This window comes from Tsukamurella sp. 1534 (genome assembly GCF_000312385.1).
Classification (GTDB): Bacteria; Actinomycetota; Actinomycetes; order Mycobacteriales; family Mycobacteriaceae; genus Tsukamurella.
In genome coordinates, this window is the sequence record NZ_HE997626.1 from 1,104,126 (window position 1) to 1,129,269 (window position 25,144).

At 68.5% G+C, this 25,144-nt stretch carries 27 protein-coding genes and 1 pseudogene; 11 read left to right on the forward strand and 17 right to left on the reverse strand.

Annotated features, from left to right (window positions below):
* Both BN39_RS05450 and BN39_RS05455 read left to right on the forward strand, forming a co-directional pair.
* Positions 1-1,101 (forward strand): LCP family protein (locus BN39_RS05450; RefSeq protein WP_019201352.1); only part of this gene is annotated, 1,101 nt, incomplete at its 5' end.
* A 9-nt stretch (positions 1,102-1,110) separates the two neighbouring features.
* Positions 1,111-1,773 (forward strand): TetR/AcrR family transcriptional regulator, encoded by a 663-nt coding sequence (locus BN39_RS05455; RefSeq protein ID WP_019201353.1) that lies wholly within the window; start codon positions 1,111-1,113, stop codon positions 1,771-1,773.
* 21 nt (positions 1,774-1,794) lie between these two features.
* Here the strand turns inward: BN39_RS05455 and BN39_RS05460 are convergent, their stop codons facing one another.
* Complete coding sequence (locus BN39_RS05460; RefSeq protein ID WP_371190625.1) at positions 1,795-4,986, reverse strand: type I restriction endonuclease subunit R; 3,192 nt, start codon at positions 4,984-4,986, stop codon at positions 1,795-1,797.
* A gap of 128 nt (positions 4,987-5,114) precedes the next feature.
* Positions 5,115-5,429, reverse strand: a complete 315-nt coding sequence (locus BN39_RS05465; RefSeq protein ID WP_040765897.1) for a helix-turn-helix domain-containing protein — start codon at positions 5,427-5,429, stop codon at positions 5,115-5,117.
* A 115-nt stretch (positions 5,430-5,544) separates the two neighbouring features.
* On the opposite strand from BN39_RS05465, the gene BN39_RS05470 reads away from it, so the two are divergent.
* The 3 genes from BN39_RS05470 to BN39_RS05480 are packed head-to-tail and all read left to right on the forward strand — an operon-like array spanning position 5,545 to position 7,094.
* Positions 5,545-5,991, forward strand: coding sequence for a helix-turn-helix domain-containing protein (locus BN39_RS05470; protein ID WP_019201356.1), 447 nt, complete (start codon positions 5,545-5,547; stop codon positions 5,989-5,991).
* 3 nt (positions 5,992-5,994) lie between these two features.
* Positions 5,995-6,579: a putative toxin-antitoxin system toxin component, PIN family gene (locus tag BN39_RS05475; protein WP_019201357.1), complete on the forward strand. Its 585-nt coding sequence runs from the start codon at positions 5,995-5,997 to the stop codon at positions 6,577-6,579.
* 56 nt (positions 6,580-6,635) lie between these two features.
* On the forward strand, positions 6,636-7,094 hold the full coding sequence (locus BN39_RS05480; RefSeq protein WP_019201358.1) for a helix-turn-helix transcriptional regulator: 459 nt from the start codon (positions 6,636-6,638) through the stop codon (positions 7,092-7,094).
* A 19-nt stretch (positions 7,095-7,113) separates the two neighbouring features.
* Here the strand turns inward: BN39_RS05480 and BN39_RS22655 are convergent, their stop codons facing one another.
* The 12 genes from BN39_RS22655 to msrA form a co-directional block, all read right to left on the reverse strand.
* The gene (locus BN39_RS22655) at positions 7,114-8,283 is read right to left on the reverse strand and encodes a restriction endonuclease subunit S (RefSeq protein WP_081585931.1); all 1,170 of its coding nucleotides are present in this window, start codon (positions 8,281-8,283) and stop codon (positions 7,114-7,116) included.
* A complete protein-coding gene (locus BN39_RS05490; protein WP_019201361.1) occupies positions 8,280-9,881 on the reverse strand; it encodes a class I SAM-dependent DNA methyltransferase in 1,602 nt (533 codons plus the stop codon). Before BN39_RS05490 ends, BN39_RS22655 begins: the two co-directional genes overlap by 4 nt.
* The gene (locus BN39_RS05495; protein WP_040765899.1) at positions 9,881-10,651 is read right to left on the reverse strand and encodes a DUF4913 domain-containing protein; all 771 of its coding nucleotides are present in this window, start codon (positions 10,649-10,651) and stop codon (positions 9,881-9,883) included. Before BN39_RS05495 ends, BN39_RS05490 begins: the two co-directional genes overlap by 1 nt.
* Positions 10,644-12,593 carry a hypothetical protein gene (locus tag BN39_RS05500; RefSeq protein ID WP_040766659.1) on the reverse strand — a complete coding sequence of 650 codons (1,950 nt, stop codon included), beginning with the start codon at positions 12,591-12,593 and terminating at the stop codon, positions 10,644-10,646. The genes BN39_RS05495 and BN39_RS05500 overlap by 8 nt, the downstream gene beginning before the upstream one ends.
* 400 nt (positions 12,594-12,993) lie before the next feature.
* On the reverse strand, positions 12,994-13,887 hold the full coding sequence (locus BN39_RS05505) for a DUF5926 family protein (protein WP_019201364.1): 894 nt from the start codon (positions 13,885-13,887) through the stop codon (positions 12,994-12,996).
* A gap of 27 nt (positions 13,888-13,914) precedes the next feature.
* Complete coding sequence (locus tag BN39_RS05510) at positions 13,915-14,673, reverse strand: glycerophosphodiester phosphodiesterase (RefSeq protein WP_019201365.1); 759 nt, start codon at positions 14,671-14,673, stop codon at positions 13,915-13,917.
* Positions 14,658-15,524: a DUF4328 domain-containing protein gene (locus tag BN39_RS05515; protein WP_019201366.1), complete on the reverse strand. Its 867-nt coding sequence runs from the start codon at positions 15,522-15,524 to the stop codon at positions 14,658-14,660. The genes BN39_RS05510 and BN39_RS05515 overlap by 16 nt, the downstream gene beginning before the upstream one ends.
* The gene (locus tag BN39_RS05520) at positions 15,524-15,874 is read right to left on the reverse strand and encodes a rhodanese-like domain-containing protein (protein ID WP_081586043.1); all 351 of its coding nucleotides are present in this window, start codon (positions 15,872-15,874) and stop codon (positions 15,524-15,526) included. Before BN39_RS05520 ends, BN39_RS05515 begins: the two co-directional genes overlap by 1 nt.
* A 133-nt stretch (positions 15,875-16,007) precedes the next feature.
* The gene (locus BN39_RS05525; protein WP_019201368.1) at positions 16,008-16,925 is read right to left on the reverse strand and encodes a S49 family peptidase; all 918 of its coding nucleotides are present in this window, start codon (positions 16,923-16,925) and stop codon (positions 16,008-16,010) included.
* A 33-nt stretch (positions 16,926-16,958) separates the two neighbouring features.
* Complete coding sequence (locus BN39_RS05530) at positions 16,959-17,378, reverse strand: DUF2752 domain-containing protein (RefSeq protein WP_019201369.1); 420 nt, start codon at positions 17,376-17,378, stop codon at positions 16,959-16,961.
* Positions 17,379-17,393: 15 nt separating this feature from the next.
* Positions 17,394-17,792, reverse strand: coding sequence for a hypothetical protein (locus BN39_RS05535; RefSeq protein ID WP_019201370.1), 399 nt, complete (start codon positions 17,790-17,792; stop codon positions 17,394-17,396).
* A 202-nt stretch (positions 17,793-17,994) separates the two neighbouring features.
* A complete protein-coding gene (gene msrA / locus BN39_RS05540; protein WP_019201371.1) occupies positions 17,995-18,666 on the reverse strand; it encodes a peptide-methionine (S)-S-oxide reductase MsrA in 672 nt (223 codons plus the stop codon).
* Positions 18,667-18,783: 117 nt separating this feature from the next.
* Here msrA and BN39_RS23405 point away from each other — a divergent pair, with 117 nt between their 5' ends.
* The 5 genes from BN39_RS23405 to BN39_RS05560 all read left to right on the forward strand — a co-directional run bounded on the left by BN39_RS23405 (position 18,784) and on the right by BN39_RS05560 (position 22,129).
* The gene (locus BN39_RS23405; RefSeq protein WP_019201372.1) at positions 18,784-18,927 is read left to right on the forward strand and encodes a hypothetical protein; all 144 of its coding nucleotides are present in this window, start codon (positions 18,784-18,786) and stop codon (positions 18,925-18,927) included.
* A 137-nt stretch (positions 18,928-19,064) separates the two neighbouring features.
* A complete protein-coding gene (locus BN39_RS05545; RefSeq protein ID WP_013124835.1) occupies positions 19,065-19,667 on the forward strand; it encodes a superoxide dismutase in 603 nt (200 codons plus the stop codon).
* A gap of 143 nt (positions 19,668-19,810) precedes the next feature.
* Complete coding sequence (locus BN39_RS05550) at positions 19,811-20,281, forward strand: hypothetical protein (protein WP_019201373.1); 471 nt, start codon at positions 19,811-19,813, stop codon at positions 20,279-20,281.
* 293 nt (positions 20,282-20,574) lie between these two features.
* The gene (locus BN39_RS05555; RefSeq protein ID WP_040766667.1) at positions 20,575-21,291 is read left to right on the forward strand and encodes a TMEM165/GDT1 family protein; all 717 of its coding nucleotides are present in this window, start codon (positions 20,575-20,577) and stop codon (positions 21,289-21,291) included.
* A gap of 79 nt (positions 21,292-21,370) precedes the next feature.
* Positions 21,371-22,129, forward strand: a complete 759-nt coding sequence (locus BN39_RS05560) for an SDR family NAD(P)-dependent oxidoreductase (protein ID WP_019201375.1) — start codon at positions 21,371-21,373, stop codon at positions 22,127-22,129.
* A 4-nt stretch (positions 22,130-22,133) separates the two neighbouring features.
* Here BN39_RS05560 and BN39_RS05565 read toward each other — a convergent pair whose 3' ends face one another.
* The 3 genes from BN39_RS05565 to BN39_RS05575 are packed head-to-tail and all read right to left on the reverse strand — an operon-like array spanning position 22,134 to position 24,277.
* Positions 22,134-23,246 carry an MAB_1171c family putative transporter gene (locus tag BN39_RS05565; protein ID WP_040765904.1) on the reverse strand — a complete coding sequence of 371 codons (1,113 nt, stop codon included), beginning with the start codon at positions 23,244-23,246 and terminating at the stop codon, positions 22,134-22,136.
* Positions 23,237-23,737 carry a hypothetical protein gene (locus tag BN39_RS05570; protein WP_040765907.1) on the reverse strand — a complete coding sequence of 167 codons (501 nt, stop codon included), beginning with the start codon at positions 23,735-23,737 and terminating at the stop codon, positions 23,237-23,239. Before BN39_RS05570 ends, BN39_RS05565 begins: the two co-directional genes overlap by 10 nt.
* Before the next feature lie 60 nt (positions 23,738-23,797).
* Positions 23,798-24,277 (reverse strand): helix-turn-helix transcriptional regulator, encoded by a 480-nt coding sequence (locus BN39_RS05575; protein ID WP_040765909.1) that lies wholly within the window; start codon positions 24,275-24,277, stop codon positions 23,798-23,800.
* Positions 24,278-24,473: 196 nt separating this feature from the next.
* Here BN39_RS05575 and BN39_RS23410 point away from each other — a divergent pair.
* Positions 24,474-25,144: pseudogene (locus tag BN39_RS23410) on the forward strand (hypothetical protein); the annotation flags it as partial.

Sequence of the window (25,144 nt, forward strand, 5' to 3'; positions counted from 1 at the left end):
CGCCCCGTCGGCGACCGGGGCAGCAGCCGCAGCGGCGGCCGCGTGCCCCCTCCCCCGCGCCCGCCCCGCGACGGGCGCGACCGGAAGGGCCGGCGGCCCGAGCCGCCGCAGCCCCCGAAGCAGAAGGTCCGCAAGCCCCGCCGCAAACGGAAGCTGCACCCGTTCCGGATGCTCGCGATCCTGGTGGTGCTCCTGCTCGTCGGGACGGTCGCGGGGGCCGTCTACTTCGACGGCAAGCTCAAGCGGATCGACGCGCTCAAGGCCTACAGCGACCGCATCTCCGACACGCCCGGCACCAACTGGCTGCTCGTGGGCTCCGACGCGCGCGAGGGCCTCACCCCCGCCCAGCAGCAGGAGCTGGCGACGGGCGGCGACATGGGCGGCGCCCGCACGGACACGATCATGCTGGTCCACATCCCCAAGTCGGGCGATCCGGTGCTGGTGTCGATCCCCCGCGACCTCTACGTCAAGGTGCCCGGCGAGGGCAGCCACAAGATCAACGCCGCGTACTTCCTGGGCGGCCCCAACCTGCTGGTCCAGTCCTTCGAGTCGAAGGCCGGGGTGAAGATCGACCACTACGCGGAGATCGGCTTCGGCGGCTTCGCGAACATGGTCGACGCGCTCGGCGGCATCGAGATGTGCCCGAAGACGGCGATGGTCGACCCCAAGGCCGGCCTCAACCTCAAGCCCGGCTGCCAGGAGCTCAACGGAGCGCAGGCCCTCGGCTACGTCCGCACCCGCGCCACGCCGAACGCCGACCTGGACCGCGTGGTGCACCAGCGCGAGTTCATGAACGCCCTGTTCAACAAGGCGACCTCGCCGACCACGCTGCTGAACCCGTTCGCGCTGTGGGGCCTCGCCGACGCGACGGCGTCCTCGCTGTCGGTGGACAAGGACACGCACATCTGGGATCTGGCGCGCCTGGCCTGGGCGCTCAAGGGCTCGCCCGTCACCACGACGACGCCCACCGACGGGTCGACGACCACGGCCGACGGGGACAGCCTGGCATGGGGCGAGAACACCACCGAGTTCTTCGGCCTGCTCGCCGCGGACCAGCCGATCCCGAAGCGCCTCCTCAGCGCTCCGCCCGCCACCGGATAGTCTGACCTGGTGACAGAGCACACGCCCGGCCGCGTCGGACGACCGCCGAAGGTCAACCGGGAGCAGGTGGTCGCCGCCGCCGCGGACATCCTCACCACCGAGGGGCCGCTGAAGTTCTCGATGCGGACCCTCGCCGCGCGCCTCGACATCAGCGCGATGGGGATCTACCACTACTTCGATTCGAAGAACGATCTCCTCGGCGCCGTCCTCGAGCACCAGGCCTGGAACACGCCCGCCCCGGAACTCTCCGAGGACCCGCGCGTGCGCCTCGGCCAGCTGCCCCTCGCCGTGATCGACCACCTCGTGCGGCACCCGTGGGTGATCGACGTGCTGTCCGCCGACGAGATCATCGACGGCTACGCCGCCTGGTCGTTCGACGAGTTCCTCAAGACCGCCGACGAGCTGGGCATGCCCGAGGAGCAGTCGATGCAGCTGCTCCTGGGGCTGTGGCGGATCGTGGTCGGCGAGGTCGTGGTGCGCACCAACCTGGAGATGCGCGACGAGCGCGGCGCGAAGGCCTGGTACGAGCGGGAGATCCCCAGCCACGTGCTGGAGCGCCCGCGGCTGCTCGCGATGCTCGGCTCGCTCGACCCCAACCTCGACGCCTACGACGTCAAGCGCACCATCGACGACTACATCGCCGGCGCCCTCGGCGAGCGCTCCCCGGGCTGAGTCCTACAGCCTCCGGCGCCTCTACGCCCCTTCGGCGTACTTCGGCGCGAGGGCTTCCATCTGTTGCAACACCGCGGTGATGGCCTCGGGCTGCTGATCCGGCGGGTAGCCGTACTTGCGGAGCAGGCGCTTCGTCGTGGCTCGCAGCTTGGCGCGGACGTCGTCGCGGACAGTCCAGTCGACCCGGGTGTCGTTGCGCATGGTGGCGACGAGGTCGCGGGCGATCTGGGCGAGCACGTCACCGCCCATCACGTCGACGGCCTCCGGGTTCAGGGTCACGACGTCGTAGAAGGCAAGTTCGTCGCGCTCCAGGGGAGGCGTGAAGTGCTTACCGCGATCGGCCTCGGCCACGACCTCTGCAGCCAGCTCGACGAGCTCCGCGATCACCTGCGCGGCGGTGAGCTGCTGGTTCGTGTACTTCGTCATCAGCTCGTTCACCCGGTCGGAGAACAGCGTCGATCGGATCTCGTTGCCTCGGGTGTTCTCTCGCGCACGTTCGATCAGGCTCGCCTTGAGCGCCTCGATCGCCATGTGCGCCTTGCTCTCCTGCTTCGCGTCCTCGACCCACGCCGGCGTCAGCTGGTCCAGTTGCGGCAGCTCGAGATCGGCCTCGCGGTAGATGTCCATCACGCCGGCGCTCTGCGCGGTGGTCACGATGAGATCGCCAAGAAGGCGTGCGACGTCGTCGGGGATCGGTTCCCCTCGCGCCACACGGTCGCGGGCGTCGAGCTTGGCCATCCACGTTCGCACCTGCTCGTAGAACTGAACCTCCTGGCGCACCTTGGCCAACTCGGTGTCGGTTTCGGCGTAGCCCGCCGTCAGGGCCCAGGCTCGCGCCAACTTGGCGGACAGTTCGCGGAAGCTGTCTGCGAGCGGGCGCTTCTCGGGGTCCTCGGAATCGGTGTTCCCCTCGGTGGCGGGCGACCGCAGCCGCGTAGCGGTGATGGTGAAGGCCTTCGCCCAGCCCTTGCGCGGGTCGGCTTCGACGACTGCTCGCCATTCGACGCCGACTACCGCACGGAGCCGTTCCAGCAGGTCGAACACGATCTCCGCCGCCTCGGCCATGTCCTGCCCGACTTCGCGCTTGCGGCCGGTTCCGTCGTGGGTGAACTCGGCGAGCGCCTTGTTCAGGCTTTCCACGAGAGGCGCGTAGGCGACCAACAGGCCGTCTTGCTTGCCGCGGAAGGTGCGGTTGACTCGCGCCAGGGTCTGCATCAACAACGCGCCCTTCATCGGGCGGTCGATGTACAGGGTGTGCAGTGACGGGGCGTCGAAGCCGGTGAGCATCATGTCCTTGACGATCACGATCTGCAGCTCGTCGCCCGGGTCCTTGACGCGGTTCTTCACGGTCTGCGTACCGCTGGGACGGCGCATGTGCTTCTTGATCAGGTCCGTGTCGGTGGGGTTGGCGGTGTACACCACCTTCACTACGCCCTTGCGGTCCTCGTCGCTGTGCCACTCTGGGTGCGCTTCGATCAGCTCCTCGTACAGCCGCGCCGCGATGGAGCGGGTCGCGCACACCACCATCGCCTTGCCCGGGCCCCCGATGAACGGGCGCATGGAATCGCTGCGGTTCTCCCAGTGCCGCAAAAGATCCTCCGCCAGGGTGTGCACCCGCTCGGGCGCACCGTACACAGTGTCGAGCACTGCGACCTGCCGCTGCAGGCGCTCCTTGTCGACGTCGTCGAGTCCGGCGGTGGCCTCCTCGGCGGCGTCGTCGAGTTGCTCGTCGTCGATCCCTTCGACCCGGACCAGCTTGATCAGGCGGGGCTCGAACGCCACGGGCACCGTCGCCCCGTCGCGGACTGCGCGCTGGAGGTCGTAGACGTCGACGTCGTCGCCGAAGACACGCCGCGTATCGCGCTCGCCCTCGGCGATCGGCGTTCCGGTGAACGCGATGAGCGACGCATGCGGCAGCGCTCGCTTGAGGTGTGCGGCGTAACCGTCGATGGTGTCGTAGTGGCTGCGGTGCGCCTCGTCGACGATGACGATCACGTTGCGGCGATCCGAAAGGCGGGGGTGATCGGCACCCGCGTCCTTCTCCTCCTTGGTGAGGCCGAACTTCTGCAGAGTGGTGAACACGATGCCGCCCGTCCGCGCGTTGGAGAGCGCGTCGCGGAGCGCCTCCCTGCTCGCGACCTTGAGTGGCTTCTCGGGCAGCAGCGTGGACTGCGCGAACCCGTCGAACAGCTGGGTGTCGAGCTCGGTGCGGTCGGTGATCACGACCACGGTGGGGTTCGCGAGCCGGGGGTGGCGCATCACCTTCGCGGTGTACAGCTCCATCTCCATCGACTTGCCCGAGCCCTGGGTGTGCCACACGACGCCTGCCCGGCCGTCGCTGTCGACTGCCGCGATGGTGCTGCCGACGGCCTTCTCCACGGCGAAGTACTGGTGCGGCTTGGCGATCCGCTTCGTGAGGCCCGCATCGGACTCGTCGAAAGCGGTGTAGTCGCGCAGCAGCTGGCCGAATCGCTCGGTGTTGTAGACCCCACGCACGGTGAGTTCGAGCTCCGTGACGGGATCTCCGTCCGGCCCCAGTTCGTCGACCCCGATCGGATGGCCGTCGTCGTCCACGTTCCACGGCGCGAAGTGATTCCACGGCGTGAACGGGGTGCCGTAGCGGGCGTCGATTCCGTCGCTGGCAAGCACGAACACACAGAATCGGAACGCCATCGGGAACTCATGGACGTACGTACGGAGCTGGTTGTAGGCGGACTCTGCGGTGGCGTTCTTCGCGCCGGCCTGCTTCAGCTCGACGATGGAGAGCGGCAGGCCGTTGACGTAGAGCACGATGTCGAACCGGCGCTCGTTCTCGTGGCTCCTGATCGTCACCTGGTTAACCGCGTGGTAGCGGTTGCGGGACGGGTCGCCCGAGAGGAACTGGATCGACGGTGTCGCCAGGCGACCGTCGTCGTCGACGTACTCGATTCCCTGGTAGCCCTCGGTCAGGATCTTGTGGATCCGGAAGTTCTCGGCGATCGGATCCTGGGACTTCGGGGTGGTCACCTCGACATACGCCTGAGCCAGATAATGTTCGGGGACATCGGGATTCAGGTTGCGGAGCGCGCGCTGGACGGTGCCGCGCAGCACGATGTCGTGCCAGTTCTCGCGTTCACCGGAGCCTGGTGCAACGTCCTTGCCGTTCTTGTGCTCCCACTCGATCTCGCCCAGCTGGTCCAGCGTCCACTGCTCCCACGCCGCCTCGTCCATCAGTCCGCTCATTCGTCGTCTCCCATCAGAGCTCGTGGTCATGGCTTGAATCCTCGCCGCACCCGGCGCGCCCAGCAACGGTCGATCGCGATAACCAGGGTTATCAGCGTCGTATCGACGCGCGTTCGGCGTCAGCCGTGGCGCACACGCTTCGGAAGCGCATCACGGAGCAACGCCATCCCGACTTCGGACTCGTTGGGGTCTATTGCGGCGTTGATTCCTTCGAGGACGCCGAGGGTGTGGAGAACCCGCAGCAACCCCAACGTAGAGGTGCTCATATCTCCGGACTCGATCTTGCTGAGAGTGCGAACCGAGACATGCGCCCGCAGGGCGAGGTCGGCCTGTGTCATCCGGCGGGCACGCCGCCAGGCGCTGACGTCTTCGCCGATCCGCTCCGCCGCCTCCGCGACCGCGCGGGCCTGCACCGATCCGGATCCAATCTGCATACCTGCATAATACTGCCGCTTAGGCGCTTTTACACGCGTAGTTCAGAAGATGTTGCTTGCAGCGATCCGTTCCAGCGCTCTATCGGTTTCGAATTTTTCGAAGTATGCTGGTGGCATGAGCATCGTCGCAGACCACACCACCATGCCGCCGGCAGACGGTCGCACGGCGGACGCTCTGAGCGCGATCCTGGAATCCGAGGTCGTCGAGATCGGGAACGGGGACTCGCGCGCCGTACTTCCGCCAGAGCTGCACGAGGTTGTCCGAGCTGCCGCGGAGGCCTTCGCAGCGGGCCGCGCAGTGACGGTTCAGCCGGTGCGCACGCACCTCACCACGCAGGAGGCAGCCGATCTCCTCGGCGTCAGTCGGCCGACGCTCGTCGCACTCCTTGAGGAGGGGCGCATCCCGTTCAGTCGGCCCGGCCGAGGCAGGCATCGCAAGGTGATGCTGGAAGACGTGCTGACGTACCAGCGTGAGGTGGTCGGGGACCGCGATGCGGCCCTGGCCGCACTCGGCGAGGAAGCCGCGGACCCCGCCGTCGACGGCTTCCCGCGGATGCGGTGACTGTTGGCCACGACCCCGTTCCGCGTCGTTCTCGACACCTGCGTGCTGTTTCCGCAGAACCTCACGAACGTGCTCCTGTCAATCGCCGACGCGGGCTTGTTCTCGCCCGTGTGGTCCGCCGACATCCTCACTGAACTCCAACGAAACCTGGTGGAGAAGGCAGGTCTGACGGAGGTGGCCGCACGGCATCGGCTCGATCAGATGCAGAGAGCGTTCCCCCACGCGTCGGCCACCGGATATGAACATTTTCTCTCCGCGCTGACCAACGATCCCAAGGACCGTCACGTGCTGGCCGCGGCCGTACGTACGGGCGCGGCTCAGATCGTCACAGCGAATCTGAACGACTTTCCGCCAACGGCGCTGTCCGGCTACGACATCGAAGCGATCCACCCCGACGAGTTCCTGCTGAATCAGCTCGACCTCGACGAGGAACGCACGCTCGCCGCCGTCGACGCGATGCTCGCTCGGAACCTCCGTCCGCCGACCGATCGACACGATTTGTCGCTGACGCTCCGGACGCAGGCTCCCCGGTTCTGCGCCGAGCTCGCCATGCTCACCGGCCGGCCGATGATCGACGGGGGTGGGTAACGATGTCGCGCATTCCCCGTACGAACGCAGCCCACGCACTTCTCGCAGAAGGCGAGATGACGCGGAGCGAACTGGCCGCCGCCCTGAACGTGGACGTCCCGATGATCGACGACTGGGTTGAAGGCATCCGGGTACCCGATCCGGCGTCATCGGAGCGGCTCGATCGCGCGCTCGCGGCGGCCGGCGTCGAGGGTGTCGCCATCGACGCCGGCCTGCGCCGCGGTCCGGTTCGTTTACCGACGAGCCTATGGATCCCCGCGTTCTGTCCACGTGGCCGATTCCGGCTGCCACTCAACCTCGAGTGGTCCGGCACATCCGAGCAGCGGTGGCGCGACGCCACGAGTATCCCCTCACTGCTGACGGCGTACACCATCGTGATGACCGAGGGCCGCTACCGAGACATGGTGCGCTGGATCGACCCGGAGTTCCTCGCCGCTCGTTTCGACGAGGTCCTCTGGCCGCGGAAGTACGAACCGCTGTGGCGCCGCGCGCTCACCGAGTGGGGGCTCCTGTAGTCGGTGGCGCCGCGGCAGGTCACACGACGCCTTCCACCCGCTTCTCCGCTTCCTTCACCGTGATCCGCCCGTCCATGAGCAGCGGCAGGAGTTCATCGCGAGCAGTCGCAAGCACAGCATTCTCACGTACGGCCGCGAGACAACGCAGCCGCACCGCGTCCACGAAGTCAACGAAGGCCTTTGTTTCCTCCAGCCCAGGATCCGGGACCGAGAAGTCGGCGATATCTACCCATTTTGCACGCGGCATTCGGGTGCCGTTCGAATTCTGAACCGCCATCGCTACCACCTCATCCGACGCGCACGCCGAAAGCACCAAAGCTGACAGTCGGACATCTTTTGCACGTATAACTAGGATGTCTGTGGAGCAAACTCCGCTTCCAGGCGCGGTTGAAACCTTATGAAAGTAGGGGCGGAGCTTTCCGAATAGAACATCGCGATCTACGAAGACCGACTTCGTCGAAGATACGTCCGACCCGGCCCCCCATTCCTGGAGCCAAACCAACCTTCGATCGAAATGTTCCAATCCGACGTATCCACAGTCAGGCGCGATGTCTGCAGGCGCAATTTTCTGCCGGATCTCCTCTGCAATATCGCCAAGCCGCGCACGCCCATGGGGGAGGCAGCTGTATCTCACCCGAACTAGCTCGTCGGCTGAGCGCAACAGCGCTCGGTTCGCGACGATCTGGTCGTCCAGAGCATTTAGCACACCCGCAATACGTTGCTGTTGCGGCAATGGCGGGTATCTGAATTGAACTGACCTCAGCGAAGCAAGCGGCTGACCTATTCCAGGTGTTCCGACAGAAGATGCCATCGTGAGCAACTCAGCATTCGCTACACCGCGAAAATGCCAGTAGGCGTAGCTGCTATCCACCACCTCCGGGGCAAAGCGAGCGCGCATCATACTGGTGGACATCATCATCGGTCGATCGGCAAGTCCGACCCTGCCAATCGCCCCTCGGTGTGGAAAGACGAGATCACCAGGAGCGAGCAAGCTCCGTGCCAACCGATCTGCAGTAGCCGCCGAGATCATGTCAGCTGAACTCAGGTCCGGATGCCGCCCATCGCGAAGATGCCCACCAGCAACCACAGGCACGCCCTCGGCAACGTACTCATCGGCCTTCATGCTCGATCCGAACGGCCCAATCGCGACTTCAGCGATATCGCCAACGTCAGCAACTGACCACCTCATGCGAGCCTGCCCAACTGCTCGCGTACCACCGCACCGAGCCGCGTCGACTCGTCGAGTGCGGCCGTCAGCTCCGTTGTCAGACGAGCGATCTTCGCCTCGACGGGTTCCGGATCTTCATCGGCCTGGACTGCTCCGACATATCGCCCGGGAGTCAGGGCGAAACCGGCTGCTCGGATTTCGTCGACAGAAGCGGACTTGCAGAAGCCGGGCTCGTCGGCGTAGTCACCGTCGACGGAATCTCTTCCGCGCCATCGCCGATACGTCCGGGCGATCGACATGATGTCGTCCTCGGAGAAAGTGCGCTCCACACGGTCGATCATGTGGCCAATCTCGCGGGCGTCGATGAACAGCACCTCGCCGGTGCGGTCCGTCTTTCCCCGCTTGCCGGCGGACTTGTCCTTCGCGAAGAACCACACGCACACGGGGATTCCCGTGCCTCGGAACAACTGTGCGGGAAGGGCCAGAATGCAGGAGACGACGCCACCTTCGATCATCGCCTTGCGGATCTCGCCCTCGCCACCCGTGTTCGAGGCCATCGTGCCGTTGGCCATCACCACCGCGGCCTCGCCACCGGGCGCCAGCTTCGAGAGGATGTGCTGCATCCAGGCGTAGTTCGCGTTCCGCGCGGGCGGAACGCCGTAGCGCCAGCGGGGATCCTCCTCGCGACGGGCCCAGTCCTTGATGTTAAAAGGCGGGTTGGCGAGTACGTAGTCGGCGGACATGTCCGGGTGAATGTCCCGGGCGAAGGTGTCCTGCCACTTAGACCCCAGCCCCTTCGTGTCGATGCCGTGGATCGCGAGGTTCATCTTCGCCATCCGCCAGGTGCGCTCGTTCAGCTCCTGGCCGTAGACCACGATGTTGGTCGGATCCTCCTGATGCCGCTCCAGGAACTTCTCCGCCTGCACGAACATGCCGCCCGAACCGCAGCACGGGTCGTAGACGCGACCAGAATGCGGTTCGAGGATCTCGACGAGGGTGCGGACCACGGCAGGCGGGGTGTAGAACTCGCCGCCGCGCTTGCCCTCCGCCTTCGCGAACTTGTCGAGGAAGTACTCGTATACCTCCCCCAACAGGTCCCGCGCCTTCGAGGCACCGCCGCCCGAGAACCGCGCCGAGTTGAACAGGTCGATGAGCTCGCCCAGCCGGCGCTGGTCGATGTTGTCGCGCCCGAACATGGTCGGCAGCACGCCGTTCAGCGACTCGTTGGCGCGCATCAGGCCGCGCATCGCCTCGTCGATCAGGTTGCCGATCGACAGGGCATCGTGGTCCTTCGTCGCCGGCACGCCCTTGGCCAGGCCGGCGAGGTAGCCCCACCGCGACTCGATCGGCACCCAGAACACCCCGTTACCGAGGTACTCGTCGCGGTCCTCCTGCGTCTCCGCGATGTACTCCGCGGACTCTCCGTCCAACTCGGCCGCAATCGCGGCCCGCCGCTCGTCGAAGGCGTCCGAGACGTACTTCAGGAACACGAGCCCGAGGACCACGTCCTTGTACTGCGACGCGTCCATGGAGCCGCGCAGCTTGTCTGCGGCCTTCCACAGCGTGTCCTTCAATTCCTTGCTGGTGGACGGAGCCTTCTCCGCCTTCGCGCTTGCCACTAGTTCTGTTCCTCCTCAGGATCGTTCATCGCATTGGCCGCCAGTTCCTCGATCTCGGCCGCGTGGTCTTCATCGCCGATGTGCTCCTCGATCAGCCATTCCGCCAGGGTCCTGTTGGCCACCTCCACGGCGCGCTTCGCGCGGCGCTGCACGGCGAGATCGTCCAGATGGGGCCACAGTCCGCGGGTGTGCTCGCCGAAGCACTGCTGCGCGAGGGACTGCAGCCGGGAGACCGTCTTCTCCACCAGCCCGTAGGTGCCGACCTGTCCCATGCCGAGTTCCCGGCCGATCACTTTCGCGGTCTCGATCGCCAGCGATTCGCCGTCCTCGAGGCTGATCTGGATCGGATTCCGGCGCAGGTACTCGCCCTCGTTGGAGGCGGATACCAGCGCCCGCACGCCCGCGGCGACTTCATCGGAGAGTTGGCTCGCCGGCATCTTCGGCACTCGATGATCGCACTCGGAGAGACTGGTCGCGGGGCGGCAATGGCGCAGCGGCCCCGCCGGACTGGTGATCCGGTCCATGTGCGGATCCAGGTGAGCCGTCATCCAGATCGACATCCCCGTGTCCGGATCTCCACTGAGGTGCTCCCACGACCGCCACAGAGCAGTCATCCGAGCGAAGACCTCCGGGTGGTTGTGCCATAGGCGGCACCAACGACGATCGTCTGCCTCCGGGTCGATCTCCACAATGGCGCGAAACACGTCGTCAAACCACGAGAAGACGTCGGGGTAGCGGAGATCCGATTCCTGCTCGTGCTGTTCATTCATCCCGCACCTCCATCGTCAGCGACCCCGTCGCGAGTCCGTCCGTCAGTTCCATTCCCAAGGCCTCCAAAGCCGAAAGTTGTTCCAGTAGTTCGTCGCGCTGCACGGTGATGCGCCGTGTCGCCGTCCGCATCGCCTCCGCCGATCGCGCATCCACGCTGCGCAAATGCCATGCGCCCGAATCGCTTCCCGTTTGCGCGGCGATATCCGCAGCCACCATGTCGGGCAGTAGGCGTGCGTCGCCATCGGCGTCGGGAAGGATCCGTACGATCCGTGCGGGGGCTTGCACGACGGCGCCCCCCACCTGGTCGACGATGGCGCTGGGCGACCCCGTGGGGACGTACACCACGTCTCCCGGTTCGGTGAATCGCGCACGAGGCGAGACCTGTTCGAGGATGAGGCGATCCACCTTCCGCGTCCCCGCGGCCACCCTTCCGCGGACCTCCGGGACACCGATGACGCGGGCGGTGCCGGCACCGTGTGCGTCGCAGAGCCCGTCCGACAGTCGCACTCCTTTCATCACCCGCGCCAGCCGGGCTCGACCGGGTTTCGTCGCCTGATTCCAGGAGATCGGACTCCGCCCCGAGCCTGCCTGCGCCCCCACCACATCGATACCGTCGAGGATCGATGCGGAACAGCGATCCCGCGCCTCCCACACCCGGGCGAGCGCAGCACCGTCGACCACCACCTGGGGATCCGTGGTCGACCACGTGAGGGTGTGCTTGCGCAAGACGAACTCGCTGTACCGGGGCAGGCCGCGAACGAACGCGTGCTTCAGCGGGTCGGGCGCGAGCGCAGCGATCACGTCCGCGGCGGTGGCTGCGTTCTCCGCAGGGGTCAGGCCGTGCTCGGAATGATCCGCGTACGTGGTCCATCGCTTGTCGCCACCGGGAACGTGGCCCAGCACCCACAGCGCGAGCCGCCGTCGGCTTCCGTCACTGCGCATCCCCTTGGGAAGACGAGCCACGTACCGCAGGGGGGCCACGTAGTGATCACCCGACGTGAGTTGCTCGGCACGCAGTTTCGCGCTCGCGCCATCGAGAGGATCGACCAGGAGCGATGCCGGACCCACGATCATCGCCCGGCTCGACGGGCCGAGCGACATCGATACGTAGCCGATCCAATCGAAGAAGGCCTCTGCGTCGTCGTCCGCAGCAGCGGCCCACTGGCCGATGAGGATGCTGGGGGCCTCGTCGTTCCGCGGAGCGATGTGGAACCCGTGCGCCCCCATCGATCGCCACACCGCTCGCTGCCACGCAGTCGTCATCAGCTCGTCGTCCGCGCCCAGGGCTGGGCGCTGCATCTCGACCAGGCGCGGCGCCACGTTATTCACCAGCATCAATCCGCCGTCGGATGCGGGGACGAGCGCAGCGTCCGGGGTAGCGCGCACGACCTCGGCGACGATCTCGTTGAGCAGCGCCATCCCGGTGCCCGTCAGAAGCTCGTCGCTGTGGGGAGCCCGCGACGATCCGTCATCGACCATGCGCCGCAGCACCCGCGCCGCACCGAAGGCGGCCTCCGCCAACTCGTCGATACCGGTGAGCAGTGCCTCGTCGTCCAGCGCGTCCAGGACGTCATCGACCGACATCAGGCGCTCGTTGCCGACTTCCGCCACCACACGCATGGCCTCGATCGGCGAAATCCCGTGGATCGGCTCGCCCGATACGGAGTGCAGTAGCAGCAGGAGCGATGCACGGTCCAGGTCCTGCGATACGTCCGCGAGCAACGAGGAGAACAGCACAGCGTCATCGGGCGCCTCCGCGTTGTTGCCGCGGCCGGTTTCCCGGAGCCACTCGGCGACTGCCGCCACGTCGAACAACGCCGTGCCCGGCACCGGATCCGGAAACGGGTTGTCGGACTTCGCGTAGCGCTTTCGCCACATGGACACGACCGGGCGTTCGACTGCCGTAAGGTCCGCGATGCTCTGCATCGTCAGGGTATGCACGCGGGCTCCTTCCGCCATCTCTCCTGCAACCAACAGCATCGAACCTAGCCGACCGGTTGAACGCTTCACAGAGATCACGTCGATAAGCCTGCTTATCAATGTTAAGTCTTTCGCCCACCATCGCGAGGGATCACCGTGATGGTGCCGAGCACATCCCGGAGGAGGCCGCATGAAGCATCGACATCACCACCCCTGCCCTACCGGCAAGGTCCGGTTCCCCGACCATCAGGCCGCCGTCGACGCCCTGCACAAGGCACAAACGGCACGGAACTTCGCCGATCAGGACGGCGTGCCGTGTTCTCGCCGGGAGGTGCGCAGCTACGAGTGCACGCAGTGCAAGGGGTGGCACCTCACGTCACGGGCCACGCCGCCTCAATCGCGCCCGGCGTAACCGGACCGATCAGATCGACACCTGCCGGCCGCGCAGGCCGTCGCGCGAACGCCGCTGCGCGGCGGTCAGATCGGAGTCGTCGGCCAGGGCCTCGGCCAGGCGCTTCCCCAGCTCGACGGTGCCCGCGACCCACTCGTCGGGGTGCGACTCGCGGTCCAGATCGAAGACGGGGACCAGCAGGCCGTCGGCCCGGAACGAGCCGGCGAACCGCGAACCGTCGCCGATGGTGAGCGCGCCGGCGGCGTGCACCCGGGCCAGCGCGGCCATGAGCTCGTCCTCGGGCGCCGGGTGCACCCAGCGCAGGTGCGCCTTCGAGCCGGTGTCGGCCCACCACGGGGCGCCCACGCCGTCCGCGCCGAGCTCGATCCGGGCGGCGGGCGTGATCAGCGAGTTCGCGTGCTCCACCAGCTGCCGGGTCTGCGCGTCCACGTCGCCGGCGAGCCACCAGTCGAAGTCCTGGTGCACGGTGATGTCGAGCGTCTGCTCGGCGTCGAGCACCTCGAGCAGGGCGCCGTCGCGATCCTCGGTGAGCGACTCGCCCACCTCGGCGTCCGCGGCGAACCGGGCGGCGCCGGCCAGCGCGGACGCGGGGTCCACGGGCCGCACCGACGTCTGCAGGCCCACGTAGCCGGCGACCCCGTCGGCGTCCTCCCGGACCAGCGCGTAGGCGGCGCCGGGCAGCACCGTCGCGAGGTTGATCTCGCGGTTCGCGCCCGAAACCTTCAGCGGCGCCGTGGCGCTGGGCACGAACTGGCGCAGCGCGACGATGTCGCACTCGGCGGCGAGACCCTCGAAGGGCCGCGCCGGAGCCGCGGCCTCCGAGGCCCGCGCGCGGCGAGCCGCGAGCTTCTCGGCGCGGTTCGATCCCTCGCGGGGAGTGGCATTGCGTTCGCGTCTACCCATGCCCGGAAGGCTACCGAAGCCCGGCGGTCAGCCCTGCAACCAGGACCGGGCGCGGGCGGGGTGGTTCGTCGCGATCCACTCCACGCCGAGGCCGTGGCACAGGGCCACGTCGGCTTCCGTGTCCACCGTCCAGCAGTAGGTGAACCGGCCGGCGGCGCGGGCCTTGGCGACGGTGTCCGGCCGCTCCCGCAGCGATTCCACCGACGGCCCGATGCCCTGCGCCCGCACCGCGGTCGCCGCGCCGCCGCCGAGCAGCCGCGCCGCCTCCCCGAGCAGCACCGCCGGCACGCCGGGGGCGTTGCGGCGCACCCGCCAGACCGCGGAGCCGGAGAAGGAGATCACCACGACGGGGGCGGCCGACGGGTCGTCGGGCCGCGACAGTCCGTGCCGCTGCAGCGTGGCCAGCAGCTTCTGCTCGACCATGCCGCCGAACCGCACCGGGTGCTTGGTCTCCACGAACAGCTTGACCCCGGCGCCGCGGGTGAGGTCGATGAGCTCGTCGAGCGCCACCACGGTCTCGCTGTGCCCCGGCCGCTTCCAGGAGCCGAAGTCCATGGTCCTGAGGTCGGCGAGGTCCAGTTCGGAGACGGCGCCGGTGCCGTCGGAGGTGCGCTCGACGGTGCGGTCGTGCACGCACACGAGGTGCTGGTCCCGGGTCAGCCGCACGTCGCACTCGATGGCGTCGGCGCCCTCGGCGACGGCGGCCTCGAAGGCGCTCATCGTGTGCTCCGGGTACTCGCCGCTCGCGCCACGGTGGGCGACGATGCCCGCTACGCCGCCAACCATCGCGTCCGCTCCCCCTTCGTCGCGCCCGCCGGACCGTGGTCGATCCGGCGCACCAGCCACAGCGTGCCCTCCAGGAACGCCGCGCCCAGCAGATACGTGACGCCCGTGTACGCGGTGGCGTCCGCGGAGTGTTGCAGCCCGCCGGACGCGGTCGAGTACAGCACGCACCCCACGGCGACGATAGTCAGCGCGACCCACGCGACCCACCACCGGCGGATGAACTCCAGGCGGACATCCCGTTCCCGCGGCCCGCTCATCCCCGGCTCGTGGTGCCGGGCTCGGTCCTGGGCCCGCACCAGCTCCAGGAGCAGCACGGGCGCGGCGACCAGGTTCACCACCGGGACCACGCAGTACACCCACAGCTGCCACGCCGGACGCGGCTCGGCGGTGTCCAGGGCGGCGTAGGCCTCGGCGCGGGACTCCCGCAGCCACAGCGCCGCCACCACGTAGGCGGCGATCGTCGTGAGCACGGCCAGGTAACCGAGCGCGAACACCGACGTGTCCGCGATGAGGGCCAGGTACACCGAGACGGGCCCCGCCCTGTTGACCATGAGCAGCACGTACGCGAAGGCCTCGGCGAGCGCGGCGAGCGCCAGCACGATCGCGGTGCCGCGGAGCACCGTCGGGAACATCTCCGCGAGCGACGCGGCGGTGCCCGGCCGGGCGCCGGGCGCCGGGGTGAAGTCCTGCCGCAGGCCCCAGCGCGGGATCGCCGGGTAGCGGGGCGTGGGGGACGGGCCCGACGGTGCGCGGCGCGGCGCCGGCAGCGTCTCCGGCGGGCGCCGGGCCAGCCACCGCGTGCGGTAGCGCGGCGGCTGGATGCGTGACGCGCCTCCGCCCGGCTGCTGCATCAGACGGCCCCCGGACCGCCGTCGGGCCGCACCACGGGGCGGGCCGACGAGGCCCAGGCGACCATGCCGCCGTCCACGACCACGGCCTCGATCCCCACGGTTTCGAGATAGCGAACGGCCTGCTCGGAGCGGCCGCCGCCGCGGCAGATCACGTAGAGCTCGCTGTCCGGATCGAGCTCGCCGAACCGCACCGGGAGCTCCACGAGCGGGATGTGCACCGCACCGGGCGCGTGTCCGAGGTCCCATTCGTCCAGCTCACGCACGTCGAGGAGGGTGATCTCCCCGTCCGCCTCCACGTCCGCGGGAAGGGCGTCGACGGGGATCGGCCCGTCGCCGGAGTAGTCCGTCATGGTCTCCATCCTGGCATGCGCGATCGCGCTCGCCTCGGCTTCATCCACAGTTTCCACAGGCTCATCCACAGCTTGAGGGTTCTGCAGAACGGCTTCCACCAGCGCGGATCCGCCATCCTGTGGACCGGTCATGTCAAGCGCCGAAATTCGCCCACAGGCCACGCCGCTGCAGGCCCGCCAGCGCACCGTCGAGCGCGCCGGACGTGACGGCGGCGGCGGCGCCGGCCAGCCCTCCCCCGTCGAACGAGGTGCCGGCCCCGAGGAGACGGGCGACCAGCGGCTTCGGGGAGTGCATCGCCTCGATGTCCGCGTCGGGGTAGCGCTCCTCCAGCACGCCGCGCAGCGTGCCGACACCGTCGGCGAGCCCCAGTTCGACGGCCTTGCTCCCGATCCAGATCTCGCCCGTGAACAGGGCGGGATCGTCGCCGAGCCGGTCGCCGCGGCGCTCGGTGACCCAGTCCCGGAACGCGCCGTGGATCTGCGCCTGCACGCCGTGCAGCCATTCCACGTCGCCGTCCCGGACGTCCTCGAACATGTCGAGCCGGTGCTTGGCGTCGCCCTCGGTGAACACGCGGCGCTCCAGCCCCACCTTCCCGATGAGCTCCTTGGCGCCGAAGCTCGCCGAGATGACGCCGATCGAGCCGACGATCGAGGTGCCGGTCACGAAGATCTCGTCGGCCGCGCACGCGATCCAGTACCCGCCGGATGCGGCCACGTCCTCGCAGAACGCGAACACGGGCAGATCGTGCTTCGCGGCGAGCTGCCGGATCCGGGCGCCGATCAGCTCGGACTGGGCGGGCGAGCCGCCGGGGCTGTTGAGCACGAGCGCCACCGCCGCCGCGTCGTCGGTCTCGAAGGCCCGGCGCAGCACCGGCTCGACCCCCGCGAGGTTGAGCGCGCCCCGGCCGAGGCCGCCGGACATGGCGGGCGCCGCGATCGGGCCCTCCAGGCGGACGACCGGGATCACGCCCCCGGCCTGGCCCAGGGCGTGCCGCACCCGGTGGCTCGCGGCCTTGGCCGCATCCTGCAGTTCGTTGACGAGGGGAGTCATGGTTCCGACGGTAGCGGAGCCCGCGGCGGCGGGTCAGGGCGCGAACGGCGAACCGGGCAGGTTGCGGGCGACGGTCCACACCACCACGAGCACGCCCGCCCCGATCCACAGCCCCTTGCTGCGCGGCACGTCCGGCACCCGGAAGCCGACCCGGTTGCCCAGCCAGGCGAGCCACACCCACAGCAGCAGGAAGCCGATGGGGTACACGAGGAGGTTCGACGCGAACGCGGCGCCGAACGCGCCGTTGGTCACGTCGTTGACGGCGCGGAGACCGCCGCAGCCCGGGCAGTACAGCCCGGTGACCGCGTACAGGGGGCAGACGCCCCAGCTGTACTCGATGTGGGGATCACGCAGGTGCAGGGCGCCGACCAGCGCGGCCGCCCCGCCGGCGACGGCGAGCGGGGCCGCGATCGCGCGCGGAGTCCAGCGCGCGGTGCGAGCGGTGGCCGTCATGGCACCAGGCTAGCGTCAGGTCGCGGACAGCCAGGCCAGGGCGCCGAGCAGGCAGCCCACCGAGACGACCGCGTCGAGGGCGGCGTAGCCCCACGCGATACGGCGGTTGAGCATCTTGAGCACGGCGTGCGCGCCGAACACGGTGCCCACCAGCAGCGACGCGAGGAAGCTGATCGCGAACACGTCGAACCGCGGCCCGTACGAGCAGGCCATGGCGGCGCACTCGCGGAACGACGGAAGGGACGTCACGGCGTAGGCGAGGTTGACGATCGTGACGCCGAAGGAGACGGCGAGGAGGATCGTCGTCACCACGATGTCGGCGCGGGTCTGGCGTCCGCCGACGAGGGTTCGGATGCGGCGGGCCCGACCAGCGTGCGGGGACATGTCGCGTACCCCGATGCTGAATCCGGTCATGCTTCCATGATCCGTGCCGCCCCCGCCGATTCCAAGCATTTGCGATAGGAACCCGGCGGGTTTCTATCGGTACTGCACCCGCCCGCGCTGGTGAGCGGCGTACGGCAACCCGGAAGTCTGATTGATCACAGCGCGTCGGGTGAACAACAAATTTCCGGCATACCAGGCGTTATCCGCCCACCGGATCGGTTCTCGCGACCCGTCAGGCGCGGTACTTCACGTCCGAGGCGGAATGGCACCGGTACCCGTGCGGGTTCTTGGCCAGGTACTGCTGGTGGTAGTCCTCGGCCCAGTAGAAGTCGGTGAGCGGCGCGATCTCCGTGGTGATCGGGTCCTCCACGCCGGCCTCCCGGAGCCGGGCGCCGTAGTGCTCGGCGGTGGCCTTGGCCGCCGCGAGCTGCTCCTCGTCGGCGGCGTAGATCGCCGACCGGTACTGCGTGCCGATGTCGTTCCCCTGCCGCATGCCCAGCGTGGGGTCGTGCGACTCCCAGAAGAGGGCCAACAGGTCCTCGAGGGACACCTTCTCCGGGTCGAACACGATGTAGGTGCACTCGGTGTGGCCGGTGCGCGCGGAGCACACCTCCTCGTACGTGGGGTTCGGCGTGGCGCCGCCGGCGTAGCCCACCGACGTGCTCCAGACGCCCGGGACCTGCCAGAAGATCTCCTCGATGCCCCAGAAGCAGCCGCCGGCCACGACCAGGGTCCGCAGCCCCTCGGGGAAGGGCGGCTGCAGCGGGTTGCCGTTGAGGTAGTGCGTCGCACCGGGGGCGAGCACCGGAGTCGACCTACCGGGGAGCGCGTCCTCCGTGGCGATCATCTGCGTCTTCGAACTCGCGGCGGCTCGCGCGGCGATGAGGTCGTCCATCCAGCCCATACGTCCACGTTACGCCGGTCCCGGCCCGGGATTTCCTCCTCACCCGGAGGTCCGCTATGGTGGGCGACATCACATCGTGTGACAGAGTTCACAGTCGCAAGAGCGAGAGGTGGGAGCATGGCCGTCAAGCACAGTCATTCGCCGGCGTCGGTCGCCCCGTGCCGGGCGACCACCGTCCATTTCTCGCGGTCGCTCACCAAGACGCTGCTGACGGTCGCCTTCCTGGCGCTCGCGCTCGTACTCATCCTCGTGCTGCGCTGACGCGCGCCGTCGAACCTCAACCGCGCTTGATGCGCATTCGTCCGTCCTTATTGCGGAACCATTCCAGATAAGAAAGGCTGGAACGGTACGAAGGATCACACAGGGGGCGAGTCGCTCCCGCAACAGAAGGGACTGCCGTGGCCGTCTACACTCTGCCCGACCTCGACTACGACTACAGCGCACTCGAGCCCCACATCTCGGGCGAGATCATGGAGCTGCACCACAGCAAGCACCACGCCACCTACGTGGCCGGCGCGAACGCCGCCCTCGAGCAGCTCGCCGAGGCTCGTGAGGACGGCTCGATCGCCACCAAGGCCCCGCTGCTGTCGAAGAACCTCGCCTTCCACCTGGGTGGCCACACCAACCACTCGATCTTCTGGAAGAACCTGTCCCCCAACGGCGGCGACAAGCCGGTGGGTGACCTCGCGGCCGCCATCGACGAGTACTTCGGCGGCTTCGACAAGTTCCAGGCGCACTTCACCGCCGTCGCGAACTCGCTGCAGGGCTCGGGCTGGTCCGTGCTGGCGTACGACCACATCGGTCAGCGCCTCGTGATCCAGCAGCTCACCGACCAGCAGGGCAACATCTCCATCAACCTGACCCCGCTGCTCATGCTGGACATGTGGGAGCACGCCTTCTACCTCCAGTACAAGAACGTCAAGGCCGACTACGTGAAGGCCTGGTGGAACGTCGTGAACTGGGAGGACGTGGCAGCCCGCTACGCCGCCGCGAAGGGCTGAACCCCCTTCTGAGCCACCGCGTCTCAGCCGGAACCCCGCCGCATGTCGGCGGGGTTTCGTCGTTCCCGGCCTCGAGGGTGCGCCGATACGGACGGTGTTCGCTACTGTGATGACAGAATCCGTGTACACGAAAGGTTGTCATCGTGAAGCTGCGCACCGTCTCCGCCCTGGGCCTCGTCGGGGCCACCCTCGCCGTGGCCGCACCCGCGGTCGCCGCCCCCGCCCCCGGCGACCAGGCCACCGCCCGCCGGATCGCCTGCGAGCAGTACGCCGTGGGCGCGGCGACGTTCGACTACCGGGACCTCGGCCCGTGGCAGGCGCGGCTCACCCGGGGCACCTCCCCCGAGCTCACGGCCAAGCTGAACTCGACCGCGGGCACGATGAACCAGGTGCTGCAGCCGCTGCAGTGGGTCTCGACGGCGCGCCTCGCGGGCGCCGAGGTCACGCCGCTCGGCGACGACGTGTGGCGCGCGAAGTGCTTCGTGAACGTGCACACGACCAACACGAAGAATCCGCAGGGCCGGAACGTGGTGTCGCAGTATGTGATCACGCTCGACAAGAAGCGCAACTGGCAGATCACCGACATCGGCTCCCCCGCCCAGCCCGCGCGCTGACCCCCGCCCGACGGGGGCCCGGCACCGTCGGATCCGGGTCCCCGAAACCTCCGCACCGGGAGCTCCAACAACTCTCTGCGGTTTCCAAAACTTAAGCAGCACTTGCAGATTCGTGTACCGCCGACTAGCGTGGACGGTGCACGAAGGGGAGTAGCCCCCAATCACACGGTCGACACACTGGCGGAACGCACCGCCCGGCCGCGTGAACCGGAGAACCGGTGGGCGAGACCTTTGTGCCACTTGCGCGGTCCGAGAGCCGGATCCGTGTGGCACAGGTCTTCGGAGGTTCCCAGGTGCTGAACGCGATACTCATCAGTTTCGCCGTCGTCTTCGTCGCCGAGCTCGGCGACAAGTCCCAACTCATGGCCATGACCTTCGCGGCCCGCTTCAAATGGTGGATCGTGCTGGCGGGCATCACCGTGTCCACCGCGCTGGTGCACATCGCGTCGGTGGGCATCGGCTACGCCCTGGGCTCCGCGATCCCCACCGAGGCGATCACCGCCGTCGCCGGCGTCTCGATGCTGGTGTTCGCGTTCTGGACCTGGCGCGGCGACGCCCTCTCCGACGACGAGTCCGCCACCGCGAACCGCGTCACCCGGTCCGTGTTCCTCGCCGTCATATCGGCCTTCTTCCTCGCCGAGCTGGGCGATAAGACGATGCTCGCCACGATCACCCTGACCACGCAGCACGACTGGTTCGGCGTGTGGGTCGGGTCCACCGTGGGCATGGTGGCCGCGGACGCGCTGGCGATCGCGGTGGGGGCGCTGCTCGGCTCGAAACTGCCGGAGCGCGCCATCGCGGTGGGCGCCACGGTCCTGTTCTTCGCGTTCGGCGGCTGGCTGCTCGCCGAGGCCTGGCCGGGCCTCGGAGCGCTCGGCCGCGTGATCACCGGGCTGGTGGTCGCGGCCACCGTCGTGGGCGGCCTGCTGGTGATCCGGCGGGCCCGGCGGACGGCGACGCAGGCGGTCCCGGAGCCCGCGGACGCGGTGTCCGGCACCCCCGGCCGGTGAAGAACCACCGTTCACTAGTGTGAGGTGCGTCGCGCCCCGCGCACCCGCCGGCGGCGCCCATCTCGAGAAGGGAATCCCCATGGACGTGACCGGAGCCTCCGTCATCGTCACCGGCGCCGCTTCCGGCCTCGGTGCCGCGACCGCCAAGCGCTTCGCCGAGGCCGGCGCCACCGTGTTCGGCCTGGACCTGCAGCCGTCGATCGACAAGGCCTCCCCCGTCGAGAACGTGCACCTCATCGCGACCGACGTGACCAAGGAGGACGAGGTCCTCGCCGCGATCGCCGAGGCCGTCAAGGCGGGCCCGCTGCGCGTGGCCGTGAACTGCGCCGGCGTGGGCTGGGCCGGCCGGATCCTGTCCAAGAAGGGCCCGCACGCGCTGGACCTGTTCCAGACGGTCGTCAACATCAACCTGGTGGGCACGTTCAACGTGATGCGCCTGGCCGCCGACCAGATGAGCAAGCAGGACGCGGTCGACGAGCAGGGCTCGCGCGGCCTCATCGTGAACACCGCCTCGGTCGCGGCGTTCGAGGGCCAGATCGGCCAGATCGCCTACACCGCGTCGAAGGGCGGCGTGCACGCGATGACGATCACCGCCGCGCGCGACCTGGCGCAGTTCGGGATCCGCGTGAACACGATCGCGCCGGGCATCATCAACACCCCGATGCTCGCGGGCGTGACCCCCGAGTTCAAGCAGACGCTCGAGGCGGGCGTGCCGTTCCCGCAGCGCCTGGGCGAGCCCTCGGAGTACGCCGACCTGGCGTACTTCCTCTCGCAGCACGACTACATGAACGGCGAGACGATCCGCATGGACGGCGCGATCCGGATGGCTCCGCGCTAGTCACTCACATCTGCAGTTCATCGGCCGGCGTCGCCCTGACCGCGTCCGCGAGGGCGAGGAGCGGGGCGGCGTCGTCGTCGATGGAGGGGCCGTCGGGCGGGAGCACCATGCTCGACGGTGCCTGCACGGGACCGGCCTCGATGCGCATGTCCATCGCGACGAGCAGGTTGTGCACGTTCTCCTCGGGGATGCCGTCACCGAAGTCGTCCGGCAGGTACGGGCTCAGCTGCACCAGCACGTCCCGGATCTCGACGATGCGGCGCTGGAACCGCAGGTGCGGGTCCCGCCCGGCCTTGCCCGCGTGCAGCACCACCTCGGGCACCGCGCCGGTGAGCAGGCTCCACAGGGGTTCGAGCCGCTTGTAGTCCCGGCGGTGCCGGCGGCGGTACCGCATCTCCACGAAGAACCCGCGGACGCCGGGGTAGCTCAGGCCCACGACGAACATGATGATGCCGCCGGCGGTGGACGCCTGGGAGACGGTGAGCAGCACCGGCCACGACGCGAAGCCGAACACGCTGGTCACCACGAAGACCACCTGGGTGAGGGAGCCGATCGCGGTGAGGCCGAGGCCCACGGACATCAGCCGCAGCGAGGTCACCAGGTAGCCGTCCGCGAACGGCATGAGCCTGGTCAGCGACAGCACGCAGTCGCCCAGGCCGTACATGAGGTAGACGCCGGCGATCGCGAAGAACACCGCGAACGAGACGTCCTGGACGGACCAGGCGTCGAGGTTCGCGTTGCGGATCGACGGCGACATGGCCGTCATCGCCACGGAGAGGCCCACGACGGCCGCTATGAGCGGGATGGCCTCCATCCCGGCGCGTCGTTGCCGGGCCGATTCGGTGGGGCCGTAGAAGAACGCGACCGCGAGCGCGGCGACGCCCAGGGCGAGGCTCGCGTAGCCGCACAGCCTGGACGCGCCCTGCCACAGGGCGGAGTCGATCTCCGGGGAGAGCGGCGAACCGAGCATCAGCACGGCCACGGTGAGGGCGGCGATCGCCACGGTCACGGCGACGGCCTGGATGCCCGCCTTCGCGCGGTAGAGGCGGTCGACGCGCCAACACAGGACGATGGTGAAGAACGCGACGCCGAGTACGTTCACGAGCTTCACAGCCACCGGGAGTGGCCTCCCAACGCGCGCTGGATGCCACGCAGGCTGTCGTGTTTGGCGGTGCGCCCGGCGACGGCGCCGGCCTTCGCGGCCCAGCCGAGGATGATGGAGGCGATCATCTCGGCCTCCCACTCGTGCTCGTCGTCGTAGCACGTCCGGTGGAGCGCGGCGGCCGCCTCCTCCGGAGGGACCTCGACGGGGTTCTCCGCCGCGACGTGCTGATGTCCGGCGATGAGATGGCCGAACTCGTGGATGATGATCTGCTCGCGATGCAGCCGCGAGGTGTTCGCCTGGTAGAAGAAGTAATCGGCGTCGTCGCCGACCAGCCACAGGCCGTTCGGCATCCCGACGGGCAGCGGTTGGCTGATCACCAGGATGTCGCGGCCGCGGCGGGCCCCGTACTTCTCGCACAGCTGCACAGCGTCGAACGGCAGGTCGAGATCGAGGCTGCGCACCTCTTTTTCGCAGAGGCGGCGAAGTGCCTTGGCGGTACGCACGCCCCTCCTTCGTCGTCGACGCCGAGGGGCGGGCGTCCGGGGCGGATTGCCCGAAAGGGTCTAGCTGCCCTCGGCTTCGCGCGAGTCTACGGGAAGCTCGGGCGGATCGGCGGGCAAGCCCTGCTGCACGCGCAGCACCTTGATGAGCTCGTTGACCATGTTCACCGAGTCGGGCGAGAGCCCGGCCAGGCGGAACGCGGCCATCTGCACCTTGGTGTCGGCCTGCAGCCGCATGAGGTGAATCTGGTCACGGGTGCGCTGCGCCGCCTCGTCCTCGAGGAAGTAGTGCACGTCCACGCCGAACGCGGCCGAGATGCCCTCGACGGTGCGGAAGGACGGCGACTTCGCCTTACCGGAACGGAGCTGGCTCAGGTACGACTCCCCCAGGCGGAAACCCAGGGCCGTCGACCGCTGCGCGATCGCCTTCGCGGTGAACGCGCGGCCGTTAGGGCCGGGCACCGTGCGGAACAGCTCCTCGAGCCGACTCGCGAACAGGCCCTGGCCCACCAGAGCGTCGCTGTCGTACTTATTTGTGTCCACTTTGTGCCATCCCTCTCTATCTCCGGCACGACCTGCCGCATAGACCGGTCGCACAAGGGTTTACGCGACGGTCAAGCTTGATCACACTATAGCGCACTTTGCCAATAGACACACCCCGTTCGGGATCGACTATCAGGGCTGTACCCTTGTGCTGTATTCTTACTCACGCGCGCATGCAAACAACGGAAGGGGTAGCGTGTCCACACCGTCGCACCTCTCCGTGCGGGTTCGGTCCGTCGTGACCATCGCCCTTCTGCTGGGCGGCCTGTCCGCCGCACCGGCGCTTGCAGACCCCGACGACAACAGCAGCAATAACGACGGCGGCAGCTCGTCTACCAGCAACAACTCGTCGAACGGTTCCGCGTCCGAGAACAACTCCGGTGTCGGTTCCGAGCGCTCCGCGAAGAGCGGCGGGGTCAACGACGGCGGGTCCCGCGCCGACGTCGGCAGCGACAAATCCGGAAGCACCGGCGCGTCGGCCAATAGCAAGGCGAACGATGAGGGTACCGGCTCCGAGGAGACCGGCGGGACCTCCGACACCAAGGACAAGAACAAGGGCGGCGGACTGCTCGGTGGCCTGCCGATCATCGGCGGAATCATCGGCGGCGGCCACGGGAACGGCAACGGGAACGGCGGCTCCTCGGGCTCGGGTTCCTCGGGCTCCGGTTCCTCGGGCTCCAGCTCCTCGGGTGGTTCGTCCTCCGACTCCTCCTCCGGCACCGCATCGACCGGCGGCGCGCCGATCGAGGGCGCCGGGGTCCCGACGGCCGGCGCGAAGGCGTCCGGGGCGGGAGTCCGCGACAGCAGCCCCAAGCCCGAGGGCGCCGGCGTGCGTACGGGCAGCCCGTCCCCCGGCTCCGCGAACAA